General features: G+C 71.2%; 18 protein-coding genes. 9 read left to right on the top strand and 9 right to left on the bottom strand.

Annotation, left to right across the window (positions count from 1 at the left end):
- Window positions 1–31: 31 nt before the first annotated feature.
- From ACZ59A_RS21375 to ACZ59A_RS21335, 9 genes are all read left to right on the top strand, one after another.
- Window positions 32–442: a DUF6507 family protein gene (locus ACZ59A_RS21375; protein WP_470960687.1), complete on the top strand. Its 411-nt coding sequence runs from the start codon at window positions 32–34 to the stop codon at window positions 440–442.
- Window positions 439–3,018 (top strand): ADP-ribosyltransferase, encoded by a 2,580-nt coding sequence (locus ACZ59A_RS21370; RefSeq protein WP_470960686.1) that lies wholly within the window; start codon window positions 439–441, stop codon window positions 3,016–3,018. The genes ACZ59A_RS21375 and ACZ59A_RS21370 overlap by 4 nt, the downstream gene beginning before the upstream one ends.
- A 42-nt stretch (window positions 3,019–3,060) precedes the next feature.
- Window positions 3,061–3,462 carry a hypothetical protein gene (locus ACZ59A_RS21365; RefSeq protein WP_470960685.1) on the top strand — a complete coding sequence of 134 codons (402 nt, stop codon included), beginning with the start codon at window positions 3,061–3,063 and terminating at the stop codon, window positions 3,460–3,462.
- A 275-nt stretch (window positions 3,463–3,737) separates the two neighbouring features.
- Window positions 3,738–4,055, top strand: a complete 318-nt coding sequence (locus ACZ59A_RS21360) for a hypothetical protein (RefSeq protein WP_470960684.1) — start codon at window positions 3,738–3,740, stop codon at window positions 4,053–4,055.
- Window positions 4,056–4,217: 162 nt separating this feature from the next.
- Window positions 4,218–5,573: a type VII secretion integral membrane protein EccD gene (gene eccD / locus ACZ59A_RS21355; RefSeq protein ID WP_470960683.1), complete on the top strand. Its 1,356-nt coding sequence runs from the start codon at window positions 4,218–4,220 to the stop codon at window positions 5,571–5,573.
- Window positions 5,574–5,626: 53 nt separating this feature from the next.
- Window positions 5,627–6,796: a MinD/ParA family ATP-binding protein gene (locus tag ACZ59A_RS21350; protein ID WP_470960682.1), complete on the top strand. Its 1,170-nt coding sequence runs from the start codon at window positions 5,627–5,629 to the stop codon at window positions 6,794–6,796.
- A gap of 37 nt (window positions 6,797–6,833) precedes the next feature.
- Window positions 6,834–10,805, top strand: coding sequence for a type VII secretion protein EccCa (eccCa, locus tag ACZ59A_RS21345; protein WP_470960681.1), 3,972 nt, complete (start codon window positions 6,834–6,836; stop codon window positions 10,803–10,805).
- 116 nt (window positions 10,806–10,921) lie between these two features.
- On the top strand, window positions 10,922–12,340 hold the full coding sequence (locus tag ACZ59A_RS21340) for a DUF6177 family protein (RefSeq protein WP_470960680.1): 1,419 nt from the start codon (window positions 10,922–10,924) through the stop codon (window positions 12,338–12,340).
- Window positions 12,341–12,449: 109 nt separating this feature from the next.
- Window positions 12,450–12,737, top strand: a complete 288-nt coding sequence (locus tag ACZ59A_RS21335; RefSeq protein ID WP_470960679.1) for a hypothetical protein — start codon at window positions 12,450–12,452, stop codon at window positions 12,735–12,737.
- Between the two features lie 62 nt (window positions 12,738–12,799).
- On the opposite strand, the gene ACZ59A_RS21330 is transcribed toward ACZ59A_RS21335, so the two are convergent.
- From ACZ59A_RS21330 to ACZ59A_RS21290, 9 genes are all read right to left on the bottom strand, one after another.
- The gene (locus ACZ59A_RS21330; RefSeq protein ID WP_470960678.1) at window positions 12,800–14,572 is read right to left on the bottom strand and encodes an ATP-binding cassette domain-containing protein; all 1,773 of its coding nucleotides are present in this window, start codon (window positions 14,570–14,572) and stop codon (window positions 12,800–12,802) included.
- Window positions 14,569–16,308, bottom strand: a complete 1,740-nt coding sequence (locus ACZ59A_RS21325; protein ID WP_470960677.1) for an ABC transporter ATP-binding protein — start codon at window positions 16,306–16,308, stop codon at window positions 14,569–14,571. Before ACZ59A_RS21325 ends, ACZ59A_RS21330 begins: the two co-directional genes overlap by 4 nt.
- A gap of 158 nt (window positions 16,309–16,466) precedes the next feature.
- Window positions 16,467–16,574, bottom strand: a complete 108-nt coding sequence (locus ACZ59A_RS21320) for a SapB/AmfS family lanthipeptide (protein ID WP_360349727.1) — start codon at window positions 16,572–16,574, stop codon at window positions 16,467–16,469.
- 66 nt (window positions 16,575–16,640) lie between these two features.
- Window positions 16,641–16,748: a SapB/AmfS family lanthipeptide gene (locus tag ACZ59A_RS21315; RefSeq protein ID WP_470960676.1), complete on the bottom strand. Its 108-nt coding sequence runs from the start codon at window positions 16,746–16,748 to the stop codon at window positions 16,641–16,643.
- Entirely contained in the window at window positions 16,720–19,413 is a 2,694-nt protein-coding gene (gene lanKC / locus ACZ59A_RS21310; protein ID WP_470960675.1) for a class III lanthionine synthetase LanKC, read from the bottom strand. Before lanKC ends, ACZ59A_RS21315 begins: the two co-directional genes overlap by 29 nt.
- Before the next feature lie 232 nt (window positions 19,414–19,645).
- A complete protein-coding gene (locus ACZ59A_RS21305) occupies window positions 19,646–21,568 on the bottom strand; it encodes an ABC transporter permease (RefSeq protein ID WP_470960674.1) in 1,923 nt (640 codons plus the stop codon).
- A gap of 3 nt (window positions 21,569–21,571) precedes the next feature.
- Complete coding sequence (locus ACZ59A_RS21300) at window positions 21,572–22,291, bottom strand: ABC transporter ATP-binding protein (RefSeq protein WP_470960673.1); 720 nt, start codon at window positions 22,289–22,291, stop codon at window positions 21,572–21,574.
- A 235-nt stretch (window positions 22,292–22,526) separates the two neighbouring features.
- Window positions 22,527–22,841 carry a hypothetical protein gene (locus ACZ59A_RS21295; protein ID WP_470960672.1) on the bottom strand — a complete coding sequence of 105 codons (315 nt, stop codon included), beginning with the start codon at window positions 22,839–22,841 and terminating at the stop codon, window positions 22,527–22,529.
- 1 nt (window position 22,842) lies between these two features.
- Window positions 22,843–23,745, bottom strand: a complete 903-nt coding sequence (locus tag ACZ59A_RS21290; protein WP_470960671.1) for a S8 family serine peptidase — start codon at window positions 23,743–23,745, stop codon at window positions 22,843–22,845.
- Window positions 23,746–23,874: the final 129 nt, after the last annotated feature.

Raw genomic sequence — 23,874 nt, 5'->3', positions numbered from 1 at the left:
GCCGGACGGTAACGGGGAGCACGGATAACGCATGACGGGCTGGGACCTGCAGCCGCAGGGTATTTCGAGCGTGCTGAAGACGACGGGCGAGTTCGCCGCGAAGATCGAGAAGCACGCGACGTCGTACGGGAAGCATCTGCAGTCCGCTGCGGAGCATGCGGGCACCATCAGCGCCGACGGCGGCGGTGGCGGCGGTAAGGGTGGGGAAGAGGCCAAGGGTGGTCTCGTCGCTCTCGCCCTGTCCCAGTTCGCGGAGCACACCACTCCGGATCTGAAGTTCATCGCGGCGCGTGCGGGCAAGTCGCTGAACGGGGCGATGGACGCCACGACGGCGTACCTCAACGGCGGGCAGCACATGGCCGAACGGGCCCAGCAGGCCCAGACCAAGGCTCTGAGCGCGCCGGACCTGGACCCGAAGAAGCCGGGGAAGCAGACCGGATGATCAAGCCTGAGGAAATCCCTCAATACACTGGCAATCTGGAACTGCTGGAAAAAGCCCACGGCAACCTCAAGACCGATGCCGGGCACATCCGCGACACCGGCGCGGATGTCCACAGCCACTTCCAGGGCCTGTCCGCCTACTACAAGGCCCCCGAAGCCGAACGGCTCTTCGCCACCACCAAGCCGGTCAAGGACCGCGCCGACGGCTTCGCCGACGATCTCGGTACGGTGTCCTCCGCCCTGTCGGAGTACGCCACCGAGATCCGTCCCCTGGTCACCAAGCTGACCCAGCTCAAGACCGACGCGACCAAGTTCGTCAACGAGAACAAGGACGACGACGACTGGGAGTACGACGGCGACAAGGTCGACGAGCACAACCAGCTCCGCGACGACATCACCGCCACCGTCGCCGCGTTCTGGGCCGCCGAACGCACCTGCCACAACAAGATCACCGCCGTCTTCGGCGGCACCCAGATGGTCGCGGGCGACGGATCAAAGGCCAAGAACCAGTACGGCTTCAACGCCGACGATCTCAAGAACGCCAAGCTCCCCTGGGGCGACCCGGTCGAGGAGAAGCACCACGTCTGGGAAGTCGGCCACTGGGTCAAGTCCTTCGTCTGGGACGGCCTGATCGTCGACGGCGTCTGGGGCACCATCAAGGGCCTGGGCACCCTCGTCGGCTGCGGCGGCTGGGACGCCATGGGCAAAGCCTGGAAGGGCCTCGCCCAACTGGGCACCGGCCTCGCCATCAGCACCATCCCCGGCGCCAGGGAAGCCTTCTGGGGCCTGCCGGACGACAAACTCCCCTCCTGGCTCCGCGACTCCCGCACCGCGATGAAGGAGACCGGCAAGGCCCTCGTCGCCTGGGACGAATGGGGCAAGAACCCCGGCCGGGCGGCGGGCGCGGTCACCTTCAACGTCGTCACCACCGTCTTCACCGGCGGCGCGGGCGGCGCCGCCGCGGGCGCGGGCAAGGCCGGGGCGGTCGCCAAGGCCCTCTCCGTCGCAGGCAAGGCGGGCCGGGTCATCGACCCCATGACCTACGTCGCCAAGGGCGCCGGAGCGGGCCTGTCCAAGATCGGCGACATCGCCAAGGGACTGAAGGGCATCGGCAAGGTCGATATGCCCACGCTCCCCGATGGCGCGGTACAACTGCCCAACGGATCCCTCCTGGAACCGAACGGCAACCTCGTCCCCCCGCCGCCGGGCTCCGTCGACGTGGCCCCCGCCGCGCACGGCACGGGCCACGGCGCCTCCGGCCTGCCGGACTCCTGGCAAATCCAGCAGCCGGGCACCCACGGCGTCCCCGGCACATCGACGCCCTGGTACCACCAGACCCCGTCGAACCACGTCCCGGGCACCCCGACCGGTCACGTCCCGGGCGGCATGGACCACCAGGTACCGACCGGCGGCGCCCCGGGGCACGTACCCACCGGCGGTCACGTACCCACCGGCGGCCACGTGCCGACCGGCGGCCCCGCGCACGCACCGGGCTCCTTCGGTCCCGCCCCCACGTCCTTCGACAACGCCGCGGGCGGCAACGCCGGACACGTGCCCGCGGGCGGCCACGGCACATCGACGCCCTGGTACCACCAGACCCCGTCGAACCACGTCCCTGGCGCCCCGGCCGGTCACGTACCGGGCGACGTGGGCAGCCACGTCCCGGGCCACACCGGCCCCCATGTCCCCGCCCACGATGTCCCGGGCACCGGCCACCCGCACACCCCCGACACCCCGCACGGCCCGGGCCACGACGGCCCCGGCGTGCACGACCACGACGTTCCCGGTCACGCGGACGACGCGGCGCACGCCGGTGACCACGTGGACGACGTGGCGGAAGCCGCCGCGCACCACGGCACCGATACGCCGGTCGCCCCGGGCCACGGGGGCGCGGACGTACCGGGCAGCGGTGCGGCAGAGCCGTTCGAGTACAAGCCGCACATGTCGTCGGCCGACTTCAACAACCTGGCCACCGACGCGGAGAAGCACGCGGCGGCCGCGGCGGAGCTGGAGCGGGGGACGAACCCCCGGCCCAGCTCCAGCAACGAGGCAGGGCAGGCGTACGGCGACGCACACTGGAACGACTACCTCGACAACCTCGACGTCGACTCCCACAATGCGCTGCACATGTACAGCGACTTCTACTACACACAGATCAACGGCCCGCTTCGCCAAGGGTTGGACCTGCACCCCAACATCCAGCACCTCGTCGACAGCATGGACCGGGTCCTGGGCTCCCGCCCCGTGCCCGAGGACATCATGGTGGTCCGAGGCACCAAGGTCGACCACCTCGATCTGCGGTCGCCACTCGAAATGCAGGGCAATGTCTACGACGACCTGGGATACACCTCCACGTCGCTCGGCAAGGACGCGGCCATGGAGTTCAAGCCTGTACAGATGCATCTGCGGGTGCCCAAGGGCACACCTGCTCTCTGGATCGACCACATCTCCGCGAACAAGGGGGAGCGGGAGCTGCTCCTCGCTCGTGGTACGGAATATAGGGTGACGCGCGTCTTCAAGGACGAGGCCGGAAAGTGGCAGGTCTACGGAGAGGTCCTGCCCAAGACGAAGCCGTAACCGGATTCCCGGCCGGGCAGACGACTCAAGGAATGTGGACCTGTGAGCAGTGAGCAACCGAAGCCGTCGCGCTTCGAAGAAGACATGCAGTTCAGGGAGAAGCCGGGCGGTCCGGCGCGTTACCAGAACTGGACCGAGAAGCCCGTGCGGTACTTCACCGTGATCGACAAGAACGACGGGTCGGTCCTCGGCTACGTGTGGGCCGGTGACGAGGACGACGCCGCCGCCTACGAACCGCGTGAGGCAGGTGGCTCCCGCGCGGCGAACGAGGGCATGGTCTGGATCGAGCGGCTGCGCGAGAGGAAGGCACGCGGCCTCCGCCCGAGCCAGACCCTCGCCGAGCTGTACGGCCAGGAACCGCCCGGCAAGGGCCGCCCCCTCTCCGGCTCCCTCGCCGACGCGCCGAACGCCGCCGCGGTCGAGGCCCTCGCCAAGGCCAGCTGACCGGGCAGAAGGCGTACAGGTTCGGTGGAGGAATGCCCGCCGCGCGCGTGCCCTTGCGCGCGGCAGGGCTGGTGGAGCCCGTGCTCGCCGTTCAATTGCGCGCCGTTCACGGTGATCTCGAATCTCGTCACCCGGGCGAGCCACGGGCTGTTTCGTGATCTTCCCGGGCCTCGCCCAGTCCTGACCCTGGGGTGTACTGCTCACTCGCCCATGCCATATGTTCCAAAGACCACGACCCACGCAACGCACGACTGAGGCAACGGACGACAAGACGGATGGCACGGGATTACGACAGCCAGCTGCTGGAGTCGGTGGCGGTACGCCGTCGCAGGATGCGGGACGCGCTGCTGTTCGGCGCGCAGCGGGCGCGGCGTACGGCGGACGAGCGGCTCGGCAAGGTGTTCGCCGGGATCGCCATCGCGGCCGTGCTGTGCGCGGGCTGCGTCGGGTGGTCCTTCCTCCAGCACACGCTGGCGAAGCAGAAGGCCGAGCAGGAGAAGCAGCAGCGCCAGGAACAGCAGTACCAGCAGCCCGCGCAAACATCGAAACCGGAAGATCCAGGGAAGAGTGCGAAGAATTCTGGGAATTCATAGCGCTCTTCAGCATTACGGCGGCCCACAACTCACGTGCCCGGAACGGGATTCCGGCACCTCGGGCCAGGAATTCCAGGCAAAAAAGGGGAACGGGGGGCACGAGTAACATGACCACGCCGAACGGGCCCGAGCCCTCAACCTCGCGACGATAGGTTCCCGTAAGTGGTGAGCACAGCAACGACATCCCGGGCGCAACTCAGCCGGGTGACCTTGGTCGGCGAGCGACGCCGGGCCGACATCGTCCTGCCCTCGGACACGCCGATCGGGCAGCTGCTGCCGGACATCCTGCAGTTGCTGGACGACCGGGCGGCGTCGCGGCCGATGACCCGGCAGTTGATCACGTCCGACGGCTCCGCGCTGCCGCACGACAGCACGTTGTCGTCGGCCGAGGTCACGGACGGCGCCGTGCTGCGGCTCGTACGGGTCCACGCGGCTCCCCCGGCCCCCGTCGTGCACGATGTCTCCGACGTCGTGGCCGACGACCTGGACCTGCAGACCTGGCGCTGGCGTCCCGCCACGCGCCGGGCCGGGGCGGGCGTGGCCACCGTCATCTTCACGGTGATCGCCGCGCTGCTCGCCCGCCGCGAGTTCTCCCTCGACGCCCTCGCGGGCGTCCTCGCCGTGGTGACGCTGCTCCTCCTCGCCTCCGGCGCGCTCGCCGCCAAGGTCGGCGAGGGTAACCGCGGGCTCGCCACGGCGCTCCTGCTCGCCTCCGGCGGGCTCGGCACCCTCACGGCCTGGACGGCCGCCGACGCCTACGACTGGTCGGAGACCATGCGGCTCGCCGCCGTCGCGGGCGCGCTCATCCTGGCCCTGGCCATGCTCGGCTACTTCTCACCGCTCGGCCGTGGCGGACTCATCGGGGCCGCGGCGACCGCCGCTATCGCCCTGGTGTGGGAGGCCGTCGCCGCGATCCAGGGCGACCCGTCCCGGCTCGGTGCCGTGATGGCCGTCCTCTCGGTGATCCTCCTCGGTCTGCTGCCGCGGCTCGCCCTGATGGCCTCCGGGCTCACCGCGCTCGACGACCGCCGCTCCGGGGGCGTCTCCGTCAGCCGCCACCAGGTGAACAACGCACTCGCGGCCACCCACCGGGGCCTGGCCCTCGCGACGATCGTCACCGCGGTCTCCGCCGCGGCCGGGGCGTGGCTGCTCACCCAGGCCGACGAACCGACCGTGTGGACGGTGGCGCTCCCCGCCGTCGTGGCCCTGGTGCTGCTCTCCCGGGCGCGCGCGTTCCCGCTGGTCGCCGAGGTGGTGGCGCTCTTCATCGCCGCCGCGGTCCTCGTCGTACGCCTCGTGATGCTGTGGATGGGGCATGCCGGGGGCGCCGGACCGCTCGTCGTGCTGGGCGCGGCCGCGGTGCTGCCCCTGCTGGTCCTGGCGGTACGGCCACCCGAGCATGTGCAGGTCCGGCTGCGACGCGTGGCCGACCTGGTCGAATCCATCGGCGTCATCGCGCTGTTCCCGCTCGCCGTCGGCGCGTTCGGCGTGTACGGGCAGCTGCTCGACAGGTTCTGAGTCAATGAGCGAGGCGCTCCGGGCGGGGCAGCACGTGGAGGAGAAGGGCTGACATGGCCAACGGAGACAACTGGCAGGGCGATGTGCTGCGTTCCCTGCGGGACGGCGCCGCCCCACAGGGCGCGCCGCAGCAGGGCACGCAGGGCATGCAGGGCACACCGGGCATGCACGACGCACAAGGCACCGCCCAGGCCGCCCCGGCTCACGAGGCGGCTCCTCCCGGGTACGCCACGCCACCCGCACACCAGCCGCCGCCGGACACCCGGACCGGCTACCCCCCGGGGGCGCGCCCCCGGCCGCGTACCCCCGACTCCCGGCCCGTGGTGGCCGACGACCTCGCCGTCACCGGGCGCAAGCCGCGGCACGGCGAGCCCTTCGCCGCGCGGATCGGGCGCTCCCTGCGCCGTACCGTCTCCTCCTCGGCCGCGCGCGAGGTCGCCGACGCCACCGCCACCGCCGAAGTCCTCCAGCAGCCCGTGACGACCGGTCGGCAGATCGCGGTCACCTCCATCCGGGGCGGCGCGGGCAAGTCGACGGTCGCCGCGCTGCTCGGCATGACGTACGCGCACTACCGGCAGGACCCGGTGCTCGTGGTGGAGGCCGACCCGTCGCTCGGCTCGCTCCCCATCCGGCTCGGCGCCGAGACGCTGCGCTGGACCACCGGCGACGTGGCGGGCATCCTCGAACCGCAGATGTCGCTGCTCGACGTCACCGGCTATCTCGTCCAGCTCCCCAACAACGCCTGGCTGCTGCCCGGCAGCCAGGGCCAGATCGGCGCGATGCTGGAGACCAGGGCGTACGAGCAGGTCATGGTGACGCTGCGGCGCTACTTCGGCGTCACCGTCGTCGACTGCGAGACGCTGCCCGCGGAGGTCGCCCGGGTCGCCCTCTCCGCCGCTCAGTCCCGCATCCTGACCGCTCCCGCCACGCTGGAGGGCATCACCAGCACCCATTCGGTGCTGCAATGGATGCAGGGGCTGCCCCCGCATGTGATCGCCGGAACGGTCGTCGTGCTCAGCGAACTCGTGCCGCACTCGGGCCTCGACCTCGGCAAGGCCGCCCGGAAGCTCACGTCCACCGGAGCGACCGTCCAGGTGCTGCCGTACGACCGCCATCTGGCGTCCGGCGGCGCGATCCACAGCGAACTCCTCGCCCGCTCGACCAGGGATGCCGCCACCCGTATCGCCGCGGACGTGTTCCGGCTCTCCCAGCAGCGCCACTGATCCCGATGCCGAGCCCGACCGTGAGTGACGGACGACGATGAGCACCCGACTGATCCACCGCCCGGCCAGAACCACCCGGCCCGCCGCGCCGCCCGAGGCGCGGACGATCGAGGCCCCGCCCAACCTCCCCGAGGGGAAGACGGGCAACATCGCGATGTCGCTGCTGCCCGTCGCGGGTGTCCTGTCGTCCGTCGTGATGATGACCGTCGTACGCAACAGCCAGTTCGCCGGGCTCGGAGCGATCATCGTCGTCGTCACCCTCATCGGCTCCCTGGGGCTCGTCTTCTCCCAGCGCGGCAAGGCACAGCGCACCCGCCGCACCCAGCGCGAGGCGTACCTCAGCTATCTGGAGGACCTGCGCGAGGAGCTGTCCGGCGAGGAGCGCGAGCGGCGTGAACAGGCCGGTGTCCTCAACCCGCCGCCCGACGCCCTGTACGACATCGTGCGCGATCCGGCCCGGCTGTGGGAGCGCCGCCGCGTCGACGGGGACTTCCTGAGCGTGCGCATCGGCACCGGCGAGATACCCGTACGCGACCTGAACATCGCCCAGCAGAGCTCGTCGGTCCTCACTCCGCCCGACCAGTTCATGCTCAACGAGGCGTCGGCGCTCCGGGGCCGTTTCCGCACCGGCACCGAACTCCCGCTCACCGCGCCCCTGGACCGGGTCGGCAACGTCAGCGTCATCGGCCCGCGCGAGGACTGCCTGCGCGTCGTCCGCGCCCTTCTCGTCCAGACCGCCGCCACCCACGCGCCGGACGACGTGGGCCTGGCCCTCGCCGTGCCCGGCGAGCGGCTCGGCGACTGGGAGTGGGCGAAGTGGATGCCGCACCTCCTCGATCCCGACCAGCTCGACGGCCCCGTCGCCGCCCGCCGTATCGCCCCCTCACCGCCCCAGCTCGCCCAGCAGATCGGCGCTGAGCTGCGCCGCCGCGCCTCGTACGCGGCCGAGGTGCGCCGGGGGCTGTCCGACAAGGACGCCCTGGCCATGTCGTCCCGCCTGGTCGTCGTCTCCGACGGGCACGGCGAGGACGCCGTGGACCTGCCGCGCCCCGACGACGCGGTCGGCCTGCGCGACATGGGCGTCACCGTCCTGCATCTGCTCCAGGAGCGGGTCCAGGAGCCCGGGCACGTCAGCGTCCGGATCACCGTCGACGGCGGCCGGGTGGTCATCGAGGACCTGCGCGGGCCGGAACCGGTCAACGCCCATGGCACCGTGGACGAGGTCAGCATCCCGTTCGCCGAGGGCCTGGCCCGCATGATCGCGCCGATGCGGCTCTCCGCCGAGTCGCTCGTCGACGCCCCCCTGACCGGCCCCGTCGACTTCGCCGGGCTGCTCGGCATCGACGACGTGGCGGATCTCGACCTCTCCCGCCAGTGGGCCTCGCGCGGCGAACGCGCCTTCCTGCGCGTGCCGATCGGTATCAGCGACTCCCACGAGCCGGTGCTCCTCGACCTCAAGGAGTCGTCCGAGCTGGGCATGGGCCCGCACGGGCTGTGCGTCGGCGCCACCGGTTCCGGCAAGTCGGAGCTGCTGCGCACCCTCGTCCTCGCCCTGGTCGCCACGCACCCGCCGGAGGACCTCGCGATGGTCCTCGTCGACTACAAGGGCGGTGCGACCTTCGCGCCGTTCGCGAACCTGCCGCATGTGGCCGGTGTCATCACCAACCTGGAGAACCAGGCCGGTCTCGTGGAGCGCGTCCACGCCTCGCTGGCCGGTGAGGTCAAGCGCCGTCAGCAGGTGCTCAAGGACGCGGGCAACGTCGCCGACATCGGTGACTACGCCACGCTGCGCGCCGAGAAGCGCCCCGACCTCGACCCGCTGCCGCATCTGTTCGTGGTCATCGACGAGTTCGGTGAACTGCTCACCGCCAAGCCGGACTTCATCGACCTGTTCCTGTCCATCGGGCGCATCGGCCGCTCCATCGGTGTGCACCTGCTGCTCTCCAGCCAGCGCATCGAGGGCGGCAAGCTCAAGGGGCTGGACACCTACCTCTCGTACCGGCTCGGCCTGCGCACCTTCTCCGCCGACGAGTCCCGCACGGTCCTGGACACCACGGACGCCTTCCATCTGCCGCCGCTGCCCGGCTTCGGTTACCTCAAGGTCGACACCACGCACTACGAGCGCTTCAAGGCGAGCTATGTGTCCGGCGCCTACCACGGCCCGGTGCAGCGCGCCGAGAAGGAGGACACCGGTCCGCTCGCCCTGGAGTACGACGCGTTCAACACCCTCGCCAAGCCGGAGACCTCGGGCGAGGGACCGTCGATGCGGCGCCGCGAGACCGGCCCCACCGAGATGAACGTCGTCGTCGGACAGCTGGAGAACGCCGCAGCGCCGGTCCGGCGCATCTGGCTGCCCCCGCTGCCCGAGGCGATCGCCCTGGACAAGGCCGCGGGCCCGGTGGAGGTCGGCGCCCGCGGCATGCAGCTCGCCACCCGCCGCGGCCCGCTGCAGATCCCGCTCGGCCTGCTCGACGACCCCACCAAGCAGTGGCAGGGCCAGTGGTATCTGGACCTCACGGTGGCGGGCGGCCACGCCGCCGTCATCGGCGGCCCGCAGTCCGGCAAGACGACCCTGCTGCGCACCCTCGCGCTGTCGATCGCGCTGACCCACACCCCGCAGGAGATCGGCGTCTACGGCCTCGACCTGGTGGGCGGCGGCCTGCAGGCGCTGTCGGACCTGCCGCACGTCGGTGGCGTGGCGGGCCGCGCCGACCGCGAGCGCGCCGGGCGCACCGTCGAAGAGGTGCGGAACATGCTCGCGGCCCGCGAGGACCTCTTCCGCCTGCACGGCATCGACTCCGTCGAGCAGTTGCGCACCCTGCACGCGGCGGGCCGGCTGCCCCAGCTGGCCTCGGCCGAGATCGTGTTCATCATCGACGGCTTCGGCGCGCTGCGCGACGACTTCGAGGAGCTGGACGACGCCGTCGTGGACATCCTCAAGCGCGGCAGCGGCTACGGCATCCACGTGGTCGCGGGCATGCTCCGCTGGAACGACGTCCGCATCGCGGCCCAGTCGAACTTCGGCACCCGCGTCGAGCTGCGCCTGAACGACCCCAGCGAGTCCAGCATCGACCGCAAGCTCGCCCAGACCCTGTCGCCCGACGAGCCCGGCCGCGTCCTCACCGACGGCAAGCAGTTCGCACAGATCGCGCTGCCCCGCACGGACGGGCTCGCCGACGCCTCGGCGCTGGGGTCGGTCCTGGAGCGCACCGCCCGCACCGTCCGGGCCACCTGGAGCGGTGAAGTGGCCCAGCCGGTACGGGTCCTGCCGCGCGTCCTGGAACCGCATCTGCTGCCCGGGCTGGTCGCCGAGCCGAAGCAGGTGCCGATCGGCCTGGACCAGACGGCGCTCGCTCCCGTCCTGCTCGACCTGTTCGAGTACGACCAGCATCTGCTGGTGCTGGGCGACAGCGAATGCGGCAAGACGAACCTGCTCAAGACCGTCTCCCAGGGCCTCATCGAACGCTACGGCGAGGACGACCTGGTCTTCGCCGTCATGGACCCGCGGCGCAGCCTGCGCGGCGCGATCCCCGAGGAGTTCCGCGGCGGTTACGCGTACAACGCCAAGATGTGCGCGGGCCTCGCCACCGGTATCGCGACCGAGCTGGAGAAGCGGCTGCCCGACGAAAGCGCGGACACCGAGGACCTGGAGCCGGGCAGCTGGGGCAGCGGTCCGCGGATCGTGGTCCTGGTCGACGACTACGACGTACTGACCACCGCGGGGCAGGCGCCGCTCACGCCCTTCCTGCCGTACATCCCCTCGGCGGTCGACATCGGCCTCCACTTCGTCGTGACCCGCCGCGTCGCGGGCGCCTCACGCGGCATGTACGAGCCGCTGATGCTGGGCCTGCGCGAGTCGGGGGCGTCGGCCGTCCTCATGTCGGGCGACCGCAGCGAGGGCCAGCTGTTCCCCGGCGTGTACGCGGGCCAGCAGCCGGCCGGGCGCGGTGTGTTCATCCGCAGGGGCCGCCCGAACCGCCTGATCCAGACGGTGTACACGGACGGGTGAGGACGCGGGGGGCGTTCACACAGGCGCCCGCCCGCACGCACGCACGCACGCCATCGAGGCTTCCCCGGACGACGCTACGGACCACACCACGGACCACGAAGGACCGGACAGGACCCATGACCAAGGACGTCATCGCCCTCACCCCGAACATGCCCGACCCGCTGAGCGTCCTCGCGGGGCTGCTCGCCGGAGGCCCCGACAAGCTGGTCGGGACAACGGGTGAAGACGCCGTCGTACAGCTCTGCGACGCGGAGGGCCGTCCCCTCGTCGCGGTCGAGGCACCGGTGCTCGTACAGGTCGCGGGCGAGGCCGAACGGCTGCTCGGGGCCGCCGCGCCCCCGGTTCCGTTCTGGTGGACGGAGGTCCGGGCCACCACCGGCGTCGAGGAAGCCGAGCGGCTCGCGGGCGCCTTCGCCGCCCGGCTCATCTCCCTGACCGGCGGCTCCGCGTGGCCGCCGGAGGCCGCGCGCTCCCTCGCCGTGGTGAAGACCGACGGCGTGAGCGTCGCGCCCACGCCCGCCGCGGCGCAGCCCGCCGTCGACGTCCTCACCGACAAGGTCGCGGTCGTCATCCAGGACCGCCCCGTAGTCTCCATGACGGCGTGGCTCTCGGATGCCTACCGGGCCGCGGGCCAGGCCGAACTGGGCCTCCAGATCGTCACCTCCCCGGGCGCCGTCCTCTCCCCCGCCGTCCGCAACAGCCTCAGCGGCTGGCCGTCGCGCTGGGTCGTACAGGACGAGCGGGAGGGTTACTACGACGGCCTGTCCGGCGCCGTACTGGCCTGGCAGAACGGCCTGTTCGCCACCGTCGAGTCCGCCGAGGCGACCCCCGACGACCCGCGCACCCCGGTGGCCGCCTCCTATCAGGAGGTCGCGCACACCGGCGAGCGCCAACTGGCCGTCTCCTACCGCACCGTCCACCCCGCCGACGACCGCCTCGTCCTCGGCGGCGCCCTGGAATCCGTCTGGCGCGAACTCACCGGCGAACCCCCGGCGGGCTGGGGCACGGCCGAACCCGCCAACCTCCCCTGGTCGCTGCGCCAGCTGACCGACCTGGCCCACGACCGCTCCCCCGACCCCACCTGGCTCGTGGTCGTCGGCACCCCCGCCCGCCCCGGCCTGGCCACGGTCCGCATCAGCCGTACGACGGCGGGCGTCGAGGAGGACGTCACCCTGGCCTTCGGCTACGGCCCCGACGAAGAGCCGCCGCTGGACGCCCTCCCCCGGACCGCCGAGATCCTGGCCACCCGCCACCACCTCCAGTCGATGCTCGTCCAGCTCCGCAACGCCCGCCGGGACTTGGCCGTCCCCCCGCGCTTCGAGGGGCCCGGCGTCCCGCTGGCCTTCGTCCTCGGCGCGGAGGAAGTCCGCCAACTCCCCGGCGACCGCGCCCGCCGCACCCCCCTGGCCGACGCCCCGGTCCAACTCGGCCCCGCCACCCGCCCCGCCCTCTACTACCCCCTCCCGGGCGACCCGTCGGACCTCTCGGGCTGGCAGGACTTCGAGCGCCTGATGCGCCATCTGAAGGGCGCCTGACCGCCACAGCTCCGTTGCACCCTTCACGCAACGGCCCCACGTCGCGGCGAACCACCGGCCTTCCCTCACTCGTCTACGACGGTGACCAGCTAAGGAAGGTGAGGACTCGATGAGTTCCCTGCTCAAGGCGGTGTTGATCGCCGTGCCGTTCGTGGTGATCATCATGCTCTTCGCGAAAGCGTCCAAGACCGGATCGAGGGACAGCCCCCTCGGTGGCAACCGACGCCGCCGCGGCTCCGGCGGCTGGTGGGCCGGAGGCGGCGGCGGGTCCTCCTGCGGCGGAGGCTCCTCATGCGGCGGCGGCTCCTCCTGCGGCGGCAGCTCGTCCTGCGGAGGCGGAGGAGGAGGCGGCGGTGGTGGCTGCGGAGGCGGCGGTGGTGGCGGAGGGGGCGGCTGAACAGAACGCGAGACGCCCACAGCGCCTCCGGCGGCCGTATCGGTCAGGAACATCTCCGCGGGTCAAGGGGCGGCGCTCTTCGCAGTCCACAGTCCGACGAGATCGCGGTAGAGATCGGACTCCGCGAGCATCCGGTCGTGGCTCCCGATCCGCGGGGCCCCGCCGTCCAGCACCATCACCCGGTCCGCAGCCCGGGCCGAGCTGATCCGGTGGGCGATGACGACCAAGGTGCCGGGGCGCTCACGCATCGCCTCCTCTGCGCGGGCCTCCGCCGCTGAGTCCATATGGCACGTCGCCTCGTCGAGCACGATCAGCCGGGCCGGCGACAGGTAGGCACGTGCCAGGGCGATCAACTGGCACTGGCCGGCTGAGAGGGCACCGGGATCCACGAGACCGTCGTAGCCGCCGGTCGTGGACACCAGGTCCGCCAAGCCGAACTCCGTGACCGCGCGGTCGATCCGACGGTCGTCCGCCCGATCGTCTGCCAGGTAGCCGAGGTTCTCCCGGAGCGTCCCGGTGAAGACGTACGCCTCCTGGGGCAGATAGACCCGCAGCGTGGCCTGCCGGCCGGGTGCGAGCGAGGTGAGGTCGACGCCGTCGAGGAGGACCCGGCCGCGGGTGGGTCTGTGCGTGCCAGCCAGCAGGGAAGCCAGTGTTGACTTGCCGATGCCGCTGGGGCCCACGACCGCGATGTGCTCGCCGGGCGCCACGCGCAGGTCAATGCCGCTGAGGATGTCGTTCTCACTCCCCGGATAAGAGAAGGACACCGAGTCCAGGACCACCTCGACCCCGGAATCTTCCTTCCCGACTCTGGTGGAGGACGCGGAGGCGGGGACAGCCGGTGCGGGCACCGACCCGGCGCCGCCCGGCCGCGAGCTCAGAGGATCCAGCAGCCGCCCGAGCGTGACGAACAGCCTGATGCCCGTGGTGCCCACGCCCTGGACCAGGGTCTGCACCGCCGGGCGCAGGTTCTGCGCGATGTAGGTCAGTACGCCCAGGACCGTGCCCGCGCTCATGCCCTGGCCGCCCCACCGGGCCCACATCAGGACCAGGACCAGCGGCACCCAGCCGCCCGCTCCGAGGGCGAGGGTGCGCAGCGCGGTCAGGCGGGCGAGCGCGGTCTCCGCGCGCAGGTTCTCCTTCGCCGCGTCGTCGAGCCGCCGCAGAGCCGCTTCCTCCAGGCCGTACGCCGTGATGTCCCGCAGTCCCGCGGAGAGCCGCCAGGCCTCATGTGCGAGGGACTCGGTCGCCAGTGTGCTGCGCATCTGGGCGCGCACCACACTGCGCAGGGACACCAGGTAGCAGCCGACGCCGACGGCCACGGGGGCGAAGACCAGCAGGGCGGCCGTCGGCTCCAGGGTGAGGGTGCCGACGCACACGCCGATGAAGGAGAAGGCGAAGCGGCACACCACCGCCAGCAGGCTGCCCGCCGCTTCCCGCACGATCTCGACCTGGCGGGTGAGCCGTGCGACGCCCGACCGGTCCTGCTCCATGCGGCCGCTGATCAGCGCGTGCCGCAGCGTGGCCTCCACCGTGCGGGTCACCAGCGCGTCCCGCAGGGGCTCGACGATAGCCGCGGTGCTCAGGAGCGCTCCGCGAGCCCCGAACGCACCCACCGCCGAGACCACGGCGAGCAGGACCAACCACCCGACTCCCACCAGTGGTTCACCGGCCAGAAACCCCCGGTCGACGGCCAGAGCCACGGCGCGCCCGGCCACGAAGGCGGGCAGGGACTCAACGCCCGTCCACACAAGGACGCGGATCAGCCTGCGGCCGTCACCGCGCAGCCTTTGCCGCAGGTACCGCGCAGCGGTGCGGCTCCCGGCGGGGCTCATCGGGTCGCTCCCACCGCGTCCAGGGGGGCGCGGGGCTCGGGCGGTTCCTGGAATATTGCCCTGTAGCCGGGCAGCGCCCACAGCTCGCCGTGCGTTCCGGTTGCGCGTACCTGCCCGGCATCAAGCCAGACCACCGTATCGGCGCGGGCCGCACTGGAGGCCCGGTGGGCGACGATCACCCGCGTCGCCCCCGAGGTGTCGGCGGCCAGCGCCCGGTCGATCTCATATTCCGTCGCCATGTCCAGGCTCGATGTGGCGTCGTCGAGCAGCACGAGCCGGGCGGGCCGTACGAAGGCCCGGGCCAGGCCGAGCCGCTGCATCTCGCCGCCTGACAGGACCAAGGACTCGACGCCGGTACGGTATCCGTCCGGCGTCTTCTCGATGAAGGACGCGGCGCGGGCGAGCCCGGCGGCGCGGACCACGTCGTCGAGCGTCGCGTTCGGCGCACCGGCCACGATGGTGTCCGCGATGTCGTCACCGATCAGCTCGGGCCGCTCGAAAGCGAAGACGACCGAGCGTCGCAGCGCCGCCCTCGACAGCGTCCGGGCGGGCACACCTCCGAGGAGCACGGAGCCGCGGTCGGGGTCGAAGAGGCGGCCCATGAGCGCCGCCACCGTGGACTTTCCCGATCCCGACCGCCCGACAAGCGCCACCATCCCCCCGGGCGGCACGGCGATGTCGACGCCCGACAGTACGGTGCGCCCGGCACGCCGCACGGTCACGTCCCTGAGCTCGACGCCCAGGCCCGTGGAAGGGGCGGACCCGGGCAGTTCCGCCGCGCCGTACTCCATGGGCGGCAGCGCCGCGTATGTCTCCAGCTGTTCCGCCCCGGACCGCGCACGGGCGAGCTGGTTGACGAACAGCACGGTCATGCCGAGGCCGGTGCCCATGGCCGCGTACTCCGATGCGGCCAGCAGTTGCCCGGAGGAGATGCGGCCGCGGCCGAGTTCGAGCCCGGCGGTGGCCAGGACGGCAATGTTCAGGAGGGGGAAGAGCACATTGCTCTGTACGGTGACCTTGGCCTGGAGCCGCCAGAGCGCGTCCCCGCTGCGGCGCAGCCGCGGCAGCGGCTCCACCACGCGGGCCACTTCGCGCTCCAGAGTGTGGGACGCGGCGATGGTGCGGGCGCCGCCGAGCGCCTCCGCGAGCCGGCTCGACACCGTGCTCTGCTCCTCCAGGTAGCGGGTGACCAGGAGCGAGCTGTCGACGGCAAACGACCTGAGACACCAGGCGACGACGGGCAGGCCACAGCTGAAGACGAGCCCGATCCACACGTCCGTCCACCACAACATGAACAGGCTCACCAGCGCCGGAAGCAGGGAAAGCGCCAGCCACACCGCCGCGTTGGTCCCCGTGGCGGCCGCAGCCGCGCTTTCCAGGATGCAGGCCGCGAAGCTGCCCGACCCTCCGTCGGTCCGGACGCGCGGGCCCGCGCCCACGAGCCGGCCGGCGGCCGTCCGCCGGAAGAAGAGCGCGGAGCGCGCCTGCACCACGCCGGCCCGGTAGTCGCTGTACGCCTCGAACGCCACGTAGACGACCACCAGGGCCAAGCACGCCGCCAGCCACCGGCCGAAGCCGACGCCTCCGATGAGTGCGTCGACCGCCTTGCCCAGCACGGCCGGCAGGGCGAGCTGGGCGGCGGCGCTCACACACCCGGTGGCGACGAGCACGGCCGCGCCGGCGGCCTGGGCGCGCGCCGCGGTGCGCAGCAGTCGTGTTCCCGTACCACCCACCACTTGCCTCCACCTCACTCGTGCGGCTCGCGGGGGCCGTGCACCGGCCCCTGATGTGGCCAGCGCCTCGGGGGACCTCTTGTCTCCCCGAGGCGCTGCCAGAAGCCCGGGCAGCGGTCACGGTGGGCCGCCGTTCACCCGGACGGACATCTCGATCAGCCTCAGCAGAACACCCAGCTGTGGCTGGAGCAGGTCGCGCTGTTCGAGCTGCCCAGGGGCTGCGCGGACGTGTCCGGCAGCTCAAGTCCCTGAAGGTCGAGGATCGCCATGGGTTTTCCCTCCCCTCGGTTCGTCTCTCGTCGTCACGCCCCGTGCGGCCGTGGGCCGACTCGGAGTCAGCAGAAGATGTAGCTGGAGTTGCTGCAGTTGTTGCTCACGCTGCTCATGGGCGCCATGGTGTCGCCCTCGGGCAGCTCAAGTCCCTGAAGATCGAGCATTGCCATCGTGTTCACCTCCCTTCGTGGATCGATTCGTGCCGCCCCGCCCGTGGACCGGGCGGGAAGTCTTGGGAGTGCCACTCGGGCGGGCGGCGGACAGCAAGGGGAGTCCGGGGTGTTCCCGGCCCAGGGCCACCGCAAGGGCGGTGAGTACACCCGCGTTTCCAGTCGCCAGGTCCATGGACAACCGCATGAGCATCTCGCCGGGGAAGGCGAGGCCGTCCTCATACGACAGGGCGTGCAGATTGAGGAGGCCGAGCTGACGGTCGAGATCGGCGCGCCCGGCCTCACTGGGGCGCGTCCTGCCGCGTTCGGCGAGGTACAGGATGATTCCGGCCCGCCCGTTGAACAGGTCGGACTGCATGTAGAACTGGGCCGAGGCGGCGCGTGCGATCGCGTCCGAGGCAGTGACCAGTCGTTCGTCCGCGTCGTGCTGGAGGTACTGGTCCAGGACGAGACCGATGCCGACGCTGCCGGTCGCGAGGTACGGCATGGTCCGCCACCCCTCGTTCACGTGCATCATCCCGTTGTCGCGTGTGACGCAGCGGCGCAAATCCTGTTCGAGGGCGGTGCGGGACAGCCGCAGGTACTCGCCGTCGCCGGTCCTCTCGTACAGGCGCAGGAAGAAGAGGGCGGGGCCGGAGGAGCCACGCATCAGCCCGGCGTGGGGGTGCGCGCCCCCGCTGGTGGTGACGACGGAGTCGGCGGTGCCCAGCCGGTCGGATATGAGCTCGGCAGCACGCAGGTACTCGGTGTCGCCTGTCACCTCGCTGAATGCCAGGAGGTTGAGCCCGATGCCGGCCAGACCGCCTTTGAGGTCGGCACCGAGCATCTCCCACTTCTCCTTGAGGCACACGGCGAGGAGTTCGCGTGCGGTGTCCTCGTCGCCGAGCCTCATCATGGCGTGGGCCACCCCGTGCATGCCGTCGTACAGGCCGAGTCGGTCCTGCGGGCGGGGCGTCAGGGCGCGGTGTGCGAGCCAAGTGCGGTATTCGTGCGGGAAGTCGACCCCGGCGTCGAGGAGCGCGAGGAGCACTCCGGCGGCGCCGTGCTGGAGATTCAGGGCCCCGGTGTGGAACTGCTCGATGTCACCGGGGAACAGCCGGTCGTCGCGTGAGGGGGTCGCGCTGCACGCGATGGCCCGGCCGAGCGCGTCACGCAACCGCGGCCACTGTTCGGGGTCGGCGGTGATCCGGGGTATCCGGTCCAGCGCGGTCTCCCGCCGACGACGCGTGGTGGGCATCCGGCCGGCCCCGGTGATCCTTTCGACGGCCTCGTCGAGATAACCCGGGGGCAGCGGGAACACCTGCCGGATGTACTCGACGAAGTGGTGTGCCTTCCCGAAGTCGTGTCGGAGCAAGGTGGTGAGCGGCATGAACAGCGAGAGCCGCAGACAGCCGAGCGCGTAGTGGTCATGGTCGAATCCGACGCGATCGGCCGGCGCCGCGAACGCGGGGTTCACAAGGCTGGGCTTCACCCCCGCCTCGGCGTCCGACGCCACCTCGTAGTCGATCAGCGAGACTTTGCCGTCCTCGCCCACCAGGATGTTGAAGGGGTGCAGGTCTCCGAAGACGATGCCGCGCCCGTGGATCTCGGCGACGATGGCCTCGGTCTGCCGTGACACATCCAGGGCCCACTCGGTGTAACGCGCTGCCTCGTCGGGGTCGGTTTCCCCCTCGTTGAGCGGGTAGCGCAGGGCGAAGGTCTTGCTGAGCGGCTGCCCCTCGATGAACTCCTGCACCAGGAAGTGGTGGCCGCCCCACTCGAAGTAGTCGATGAGTTCGGGTACACCTGTGACGCCCTCGAGTCGCTCCAAGATGTCCCGCTCATGGCGCAGGCGGTGCACGGCGTCCGTCGAATCCATGGTCAGCCCTGCGTGGGGGCGGGCCTCCTTGAGGATTACCTTGCGACCGCTCTCCCGGTGACGGGCCTCGTACAGGCCGCCCGCGTTGGAGAAGTGCACGGCCCGTTCGACGGTGTAGGGGATGTCGTTCGTGTTGCCGCTCTTGCGCGCCTCGACATGGGGGGCGAAGAACTCCGGCACGGTGACCCACGCCGGGACGTGGAAGACCGGGTCGCGACGGTCGGGCACCAGTGCACCGTGGTCGTCCTCGATGGCACTGACGAGTGCGCCCGTCTCCGATATGCAGTGCCGCTCGATGAATCCGCCGTAGCGCACGTACAAAGGACCGTTTCCCCAGCGTAAATCGCTCAGGATGTACGGCCCTTCCTGGCCGTCGAGCTCCTTGCCGAGTTCTTCAAGAGTGGTCCGCAGGATTTTCTCGTCCAACGGGTAGATGGTGATGAATTTTCCGCTGGATCCGCGGTCGGAGTACTTGAGATTCCGATTCTTCAGCACGTGGCGTCCGGAGAGATATTTGAAGGCTATCTCGCGCGGTACGCAGTAGCTGTACACGGATTCCAGCACGGCATCCGCGTTCGCGCCTGTGGCCGAGACGTGGATCTTCCATCCCTGCATCGGAAGCTGCTGCTCGGGCGGATTGCAGACAGTCCAGTCCCCCTTGGCGAACTTGGTCCAGCCAGAGGGGAGTTCGATGGCGTCTGCGGCGAAGGCGACCTTGGCCAGCTCGTCGGCGGTCGCCTTCCGATCCGACAGGTCGTAGAAATAGCGGTCTGCCAGACAGTAGACGTCGTAGCGCTTGTCCACCATTCCCCCTGGGATCTCCCGGCGTTTTGCTGACGGGACTATCTTCGATCGGTGAGAGACGTCAAACAAGCGTGTTCCTCATGATTGCACACATGGATTTCACATGCGGGGAGCGAGCCGGTCCACAGATCTGTCGCGGGGTGGATTTCCGGGCAGCGTAAAGGCCGTCGGCCCGAACGGATCTCACCGCTCGGGCCGACGGCCCCGGTATTGCCCGGCCTGCGCCGCCCGCCCGCTACTCGGCTCCGCGCAGCGCGGCGGACGGGCGCTGGCGCAGGGCGATGCGCGTGGTGGACACGCCGGTGGTAAGGGCGAGGATGCCCGCGCCGCCCAGGATGAGGGCAAGCGTGGCGCCGTCGAGGCGCGGGCGCGACGAGCCGGTCAGGGCCTGGCTGAACACCGACAGAACGACCCCCGCGACCAGCGATCCGACCAGGAGCGCGGCCAGCACGATCACCGCGTTCTCCAGACGCATCATGCGGGCGACCTGTCTGCGGGTGGCGCCCACGAGACGCAGCAGCGCGAACTCGCCGGAGCGTTCCATCGTGGTCATCACCAGGGTGTTCACGACCGAGATCGAGGTGAAGACCGTCACCACCACGAGGAGCAGATAGGTGGCGGTCATGGAGGCGTCCTGACGGCGCAGGGCCTCGGCCCGGTAGGCGGCGCGGTCGAGCACCTGCCAGGACGGCTCGGCCCGGTGCAGCGTCGCGAGGCTGTCGGCCAGTTGCCGCTCCCGGCCGGGCCGGGCGCGTACGTACACGGCGTCCAGGAGCAGCGGCCTGCGGTACAGGTGCCCGGCTGCGAGACGCTGAGACAGGACGGCGTCACCGAATCCGCGGGAGCGGCTGTACACGGCGGCGACCCTGACCTTCTCCACGTGGTCGTCCTCCAAGGCGAGGCGCACCTCGTCGCCCACCCGGACGTGGGCGCGCCGGGCCAGGTCCTCACTCAACGCGACGTCCCGCGCCCCCAGCCGACCGATCCGCCCCTGGACGACACCCAGATGGAGGACTTCGTCCAGCGGTCCGTCCGAGACGGCCTGCGCGTTGCCGCTGGGGCCAAGCTGCGCGGACTCGGAGTCGTCGACGACCGTCACATAGGTGCCCGTGGTGGCGACCGCGGCGCCACCCCCCGCCGCGCCGCGGATCGTTGACGCGGCCGAGGCCGGAAGTCCGTCGCCGGCACTCTGCACGATCCGGTCGGCCACCATGCGCTGCCGGTCCTGCTGCGACAGCTCGTGCCACTTCATCTGCGGTACGAACAGGGCCACAGCGGCGAACGCGACGGTGAGGGCCAGTGGGGTGGCCGCGGCGCCGAGCCGCCGATAGCCCGTGGTGAGGTTGGTCTTCACCAGCAGCCCCACCACCGGGAACAGGACCTGGCAGAGCAGACCGAGCACCGCGCCGGCCAGCTTGCCGACCCAGGGGCCGAGCAGCCCGACAGCGGTCATCAGAACCAAGACCATGACCCCGGCCGTGCTCGCCGCGTCGGAGCCCTCCGAACTTTTGACCGCCGCGAGCCCCCAGACACCCCCGGCCAAGACCGCGAACCCGAGGCAGGTGCGGGCCACGCCCACCCGGCGGCGCGGCACCGAGGCCTCGCCCAGCGCCTGGACGGCGCGCACCCGAGAGGCCCGCCGGCCGCTGCTCCACACCGAGACCTCGGCGGTCACCCAGCAGATCAGCACGGCGATCAGGATGCTCACCAGGCCGAAGTCGAGAGGAAAGGCACCGGGGATCAGGCCCTGGGCGACCAGCCAGGCACGCAGTCCTACGGCGAGCAGCAGGCCAAGCCCGCAGCCGGGGACAGCGGCGACGGCGGTCACGACCAGCGCCTCGTACGCGACGAGCCGACGGACCTGGCCGGGGGTCGCGGCGACGGCCCGCAGCAGGGCGACCTCCCTGGTCCGCTGCTGGACGGACAGGGCGAAGGCGCCCGAGACCGCGAAGGCCATCACGAACAGGCAGATGAAGCCGAAGGGCACGACGAAGGACACCACGTCCGCGCCGCCCTGCCCCGGCGCGGCCCGTTGGCCAGCGTCAAGCAGCACGGCACAGGCCGTGATCAGGGTCTGCGCGCAGAGCATGGCCACAAAGGATCCGGCGAACGAGACCTTGCGGGCGCGGATGGACCACCACGCCAGGAGGAACAGCATGACTCAGGCCCCCAGTCGCGCCATGTGCTCGGCGATGGTGCCGGCGGACGCCCCGTGCAGGGTCTCGGTGACCTTGCCGTCCGCCAGGATCAGTACAGCGTCGGCGTACGAGGCGGCCACGGCATCGTGGGTGACCATCAGGACCGTCTGGCCGACATCGTCCACGAGTCCGCGGAGCAGTTCGAGGACCTTGCGGGCCGAGGTGGTGTCCAGGGCGCCGGTGGGCTCGTCGGCGAAGACCACCTCGGGGCGGGTGATCAGCGCGCGGGCGACGGCCACCCGCTGCTGCTGGCCGCCGGAGAGTTCGGCCGGCCGGTGTCCGCGCCGCTCGCTGAGCCCGGTGTAGTCGAGCAGCCGCTCCAGCCAGGGCCGGTCGAGCCGGGTGCGCCGGCCGGCCAGCCGCACCGGAAGCGTGATGTTCTGCTCGGCGGTCAGCGCGGGCAGCAGATTGAATCCCTGGAAGACGAAGCCGATCCGCTCGCGCCGCAGCACGGTCAACTCCCGCTCGCCCAGCGGGCCCAGGTCCCGGCCACCGATCTCGATGGTGCCGTGGTCGGGGCGGTCCAGTCCCGACGCGCAGTGCAGGAAGGTGCTTTTGCCGGAGCCGGAGGGGCCCATCACGGCGGTGAACGTCCCGTACGGCAGTTGCGCGGTGACCCCGTCGAGTGCCGTCACGGCGGACCTGCCGCTTCCGTGCACCTTGCGCACACCGTCGAGGCGCACCGCCCAGGGTCCCTCCGCGGGTGGCGGTTCGGCGCCGCCCCACGGTCGATGCTGTGCGGCCCGGCCTAAGTCATGGCCGGCTCCGGCGCCTGCGTGCTCACTCACGTGCGCTCTCTCGCTTCCGTACGTACGCCCGGTGACCGGTGGCCACCCACAACAAGGCTCCGCTCGTCATAGCACGGCCACCATCACGCGGTCTTGCCCAGCGCGGGCGCGGGGCGGCCCACCGGTCGGTTCACGTCACGGCTCGCGCCAGGGCCCGGACGAACCGGGGCACGTCGACCGTCCCCCAGCCGCTGGCCGTGTCGAAGCCCGGGCTCGCGGCGAACCCGGGGACTTCGGCGTATGTGTTGGAGCCCTCGGTGACGTCGACGATCCCGGCGGCACTCCCGGCCGCGCCCAGGCGGTAGAGGGTGGGGTTGATGTCGCCCAGCGGCCCGTGGTGAAGCTGCGCCGCAAGGGCGAGCACACCGGCGAAGAGCGGGGCCGACTGGGAGGTGCCGGCCGCTCCCTGCATCGCGATGTCCGGAACCGAACGGCCGGGTGCCACATCACCAGCCGTAGCCGGGCGTTGCCATGCCGGGCGGGCGAACAGCGACGAGTGCCCGGCCCCCCGACTTGGGCCACAGTGTGTCGGGAGAGGTGCGGTGGCCCTGTGGATCGACGTGGAGCAGGACCCCGCCGACGGCGGTCACCCGAGGGTCGGACGCGGGCCAGGCCACTACGCGCCGGGGGTGGTGCTGATCGGGGTGGTCGCGCAGCGGGCCGCTGGCCCCCGTGTCCCCCGAGGAGGCGACCAGGGTGGTCCCCGCCGCGCGGGCCCGGTCGAACGCGGCGCCGTAGGCGAGCATGGACGCGGGGTCGGCGAAGTTCTGCTCGACGGAGCCGAAACTCATGGACACCACGTCCGCCAGGCGGTGCCGAGTGAGGTGGTCCAGGACGCTCATCATCTCGGGCATGCCGCTCTCACCTTGCGTCTCGTCCACGGGCGAGGCCGCGACCAGGATGCGGGCCTGCGGGGCCAGCGAGTGGACCATGGCGACATCGAGCCGGGTCTCCGACACCCAGGTCTGACAGCTCTCCGTGTCGACGCCGGGGGAGGTGCAGGACGGTGGCTTGCCCAACGGTTCGACCCGCCGGATGTCGGCGGCGGGAAGCCCGTACTGCGCGTCGTAGTCCGCCATGAACCGTTCCAGGCCCGGATCGCCGTACGACACGAGCACCGCGACCGTGGTGCCGCGGCCCGTGATCCCGTGCCGCCACAGCTCATCCACGCGGTAGGGCACGGCTATCGAGGGCTCGCGCGCGCCGGAGGCGTCGGCAGTCCGCGCGCGGCCGACGGTATCCGCCGAGGCCGGACCAATGCCGGGAAGGAGTAGCCCCACCACGACGAGCAGACCGCCGATGCGCCGCCACGCGGCGCCACCCTGCGCGGTCCTTTCCCTGAACCCCATGCCGCTGTATCCCCTCATCCGACGCGTCCTGCCACTACAGGATCGGTCGATCGGGCAGCCGGGACACTACTCGGCGGCACAATCGTGGTTTATCCATGGGGAGTTGCGCATCGGCTACATCCCCCGTAT

This window comes from Streptomyces sp. NPDC040405, from assembly GCF_055595765.1.
This window is presented reverse-complemented; position numbering and strand designations above follow the sequence as displayed.

Coding starts and splice junctions, on each gene's coding strand:
- ACZ59A_RS21375 (WP_470960687.1), top strand. CDS start 32: ATGACGGGCTGGGACCTGCAGCCGCAGGGTATTTCGAGCGTGCTGAAG.
- ACZ59A_RS21370 (WP_470960686.1), top strand. CDS start 439: ATGATCAAGCCTGAGGAAATCCCTCAATACACTGGCAATCTGGAACTG.
- ACZ59A_RS21360 (WP_470960684.1), top strand. CDS start 3,738: ATGGCACGGGATTACGACAGCCAGCTGCTGGAGTCGGTGGCGGTACGC.
- ACZ59A_RS21350 (WP_470960682.1), top strand. CDS start 5,627: ATGGCCAACGGAGACAACTGGCAGGGCGATGTGCTGCGTTCCCTGCGG.
- eccCa (WP_470960681.1), top strand. CDS start 6,834: ATGAGCACCCGACTGATCCACCGCCCGGCCAGAACCACCCGGCCCGCC.
- ACZ59A_RS21340 (WP_470960680.1), top strand. CDS start 10,922: ATGACCAAGGACGTCATCGCCCTCACCCCGAACATGCCCGACCCGCTG.
- ACZ59A_RS21335 (WP_470960679.1), top strand. CDS start 12,450: ATGAGTTCCCTGCTCAAGGCGGTGTTGATCGCCGTGCCGTTCGTGGTG.
- ACZ59A_RS21330 (WP_470960678.1), bottom strand. CDS start 14,572: ATGAGCCCCGCCGGGAGCCGCACCGCTGCGCGGTACCTGCGGCAAAGG.
- ACZ59A_RS21320 (WP_360349727.1), bottom strand. CDS start 16,574: ATGGCGATCCTCGACCTTCAGGGACTTGAGCTGCCGGACACGTCCGCG.
- ACZ59A_RS21315 (WP_470960676.1), bottom strand. CDS start 16,748: ATGGCAATGCTCGATCTTCAGGGACTTGAGCTGCCCGAGGGCGACACC.
- lanKC (WP_470960675.1), bottom strand. CDS start 19,413: ATGGTGGACAAGCGCTACGACGTCTACTGTCTGGCAGACCGCTATTTC.
- ACZ59A_RS21305 (WP_470960674.1), bottom strand. CDS start 21,568: ATGCTGTTCCTCCTGGCGTGGTGGTCCATCCGCGCCCGCAAGGTCTCG.
- ACZ59A_RS21290 (WP_470960671.1), bottom strand. CDS start 23,745: ATGGGGTTCAGGGAAAGGACCGCGCAGGGTGGCGCCGCGTGGCGGCGC.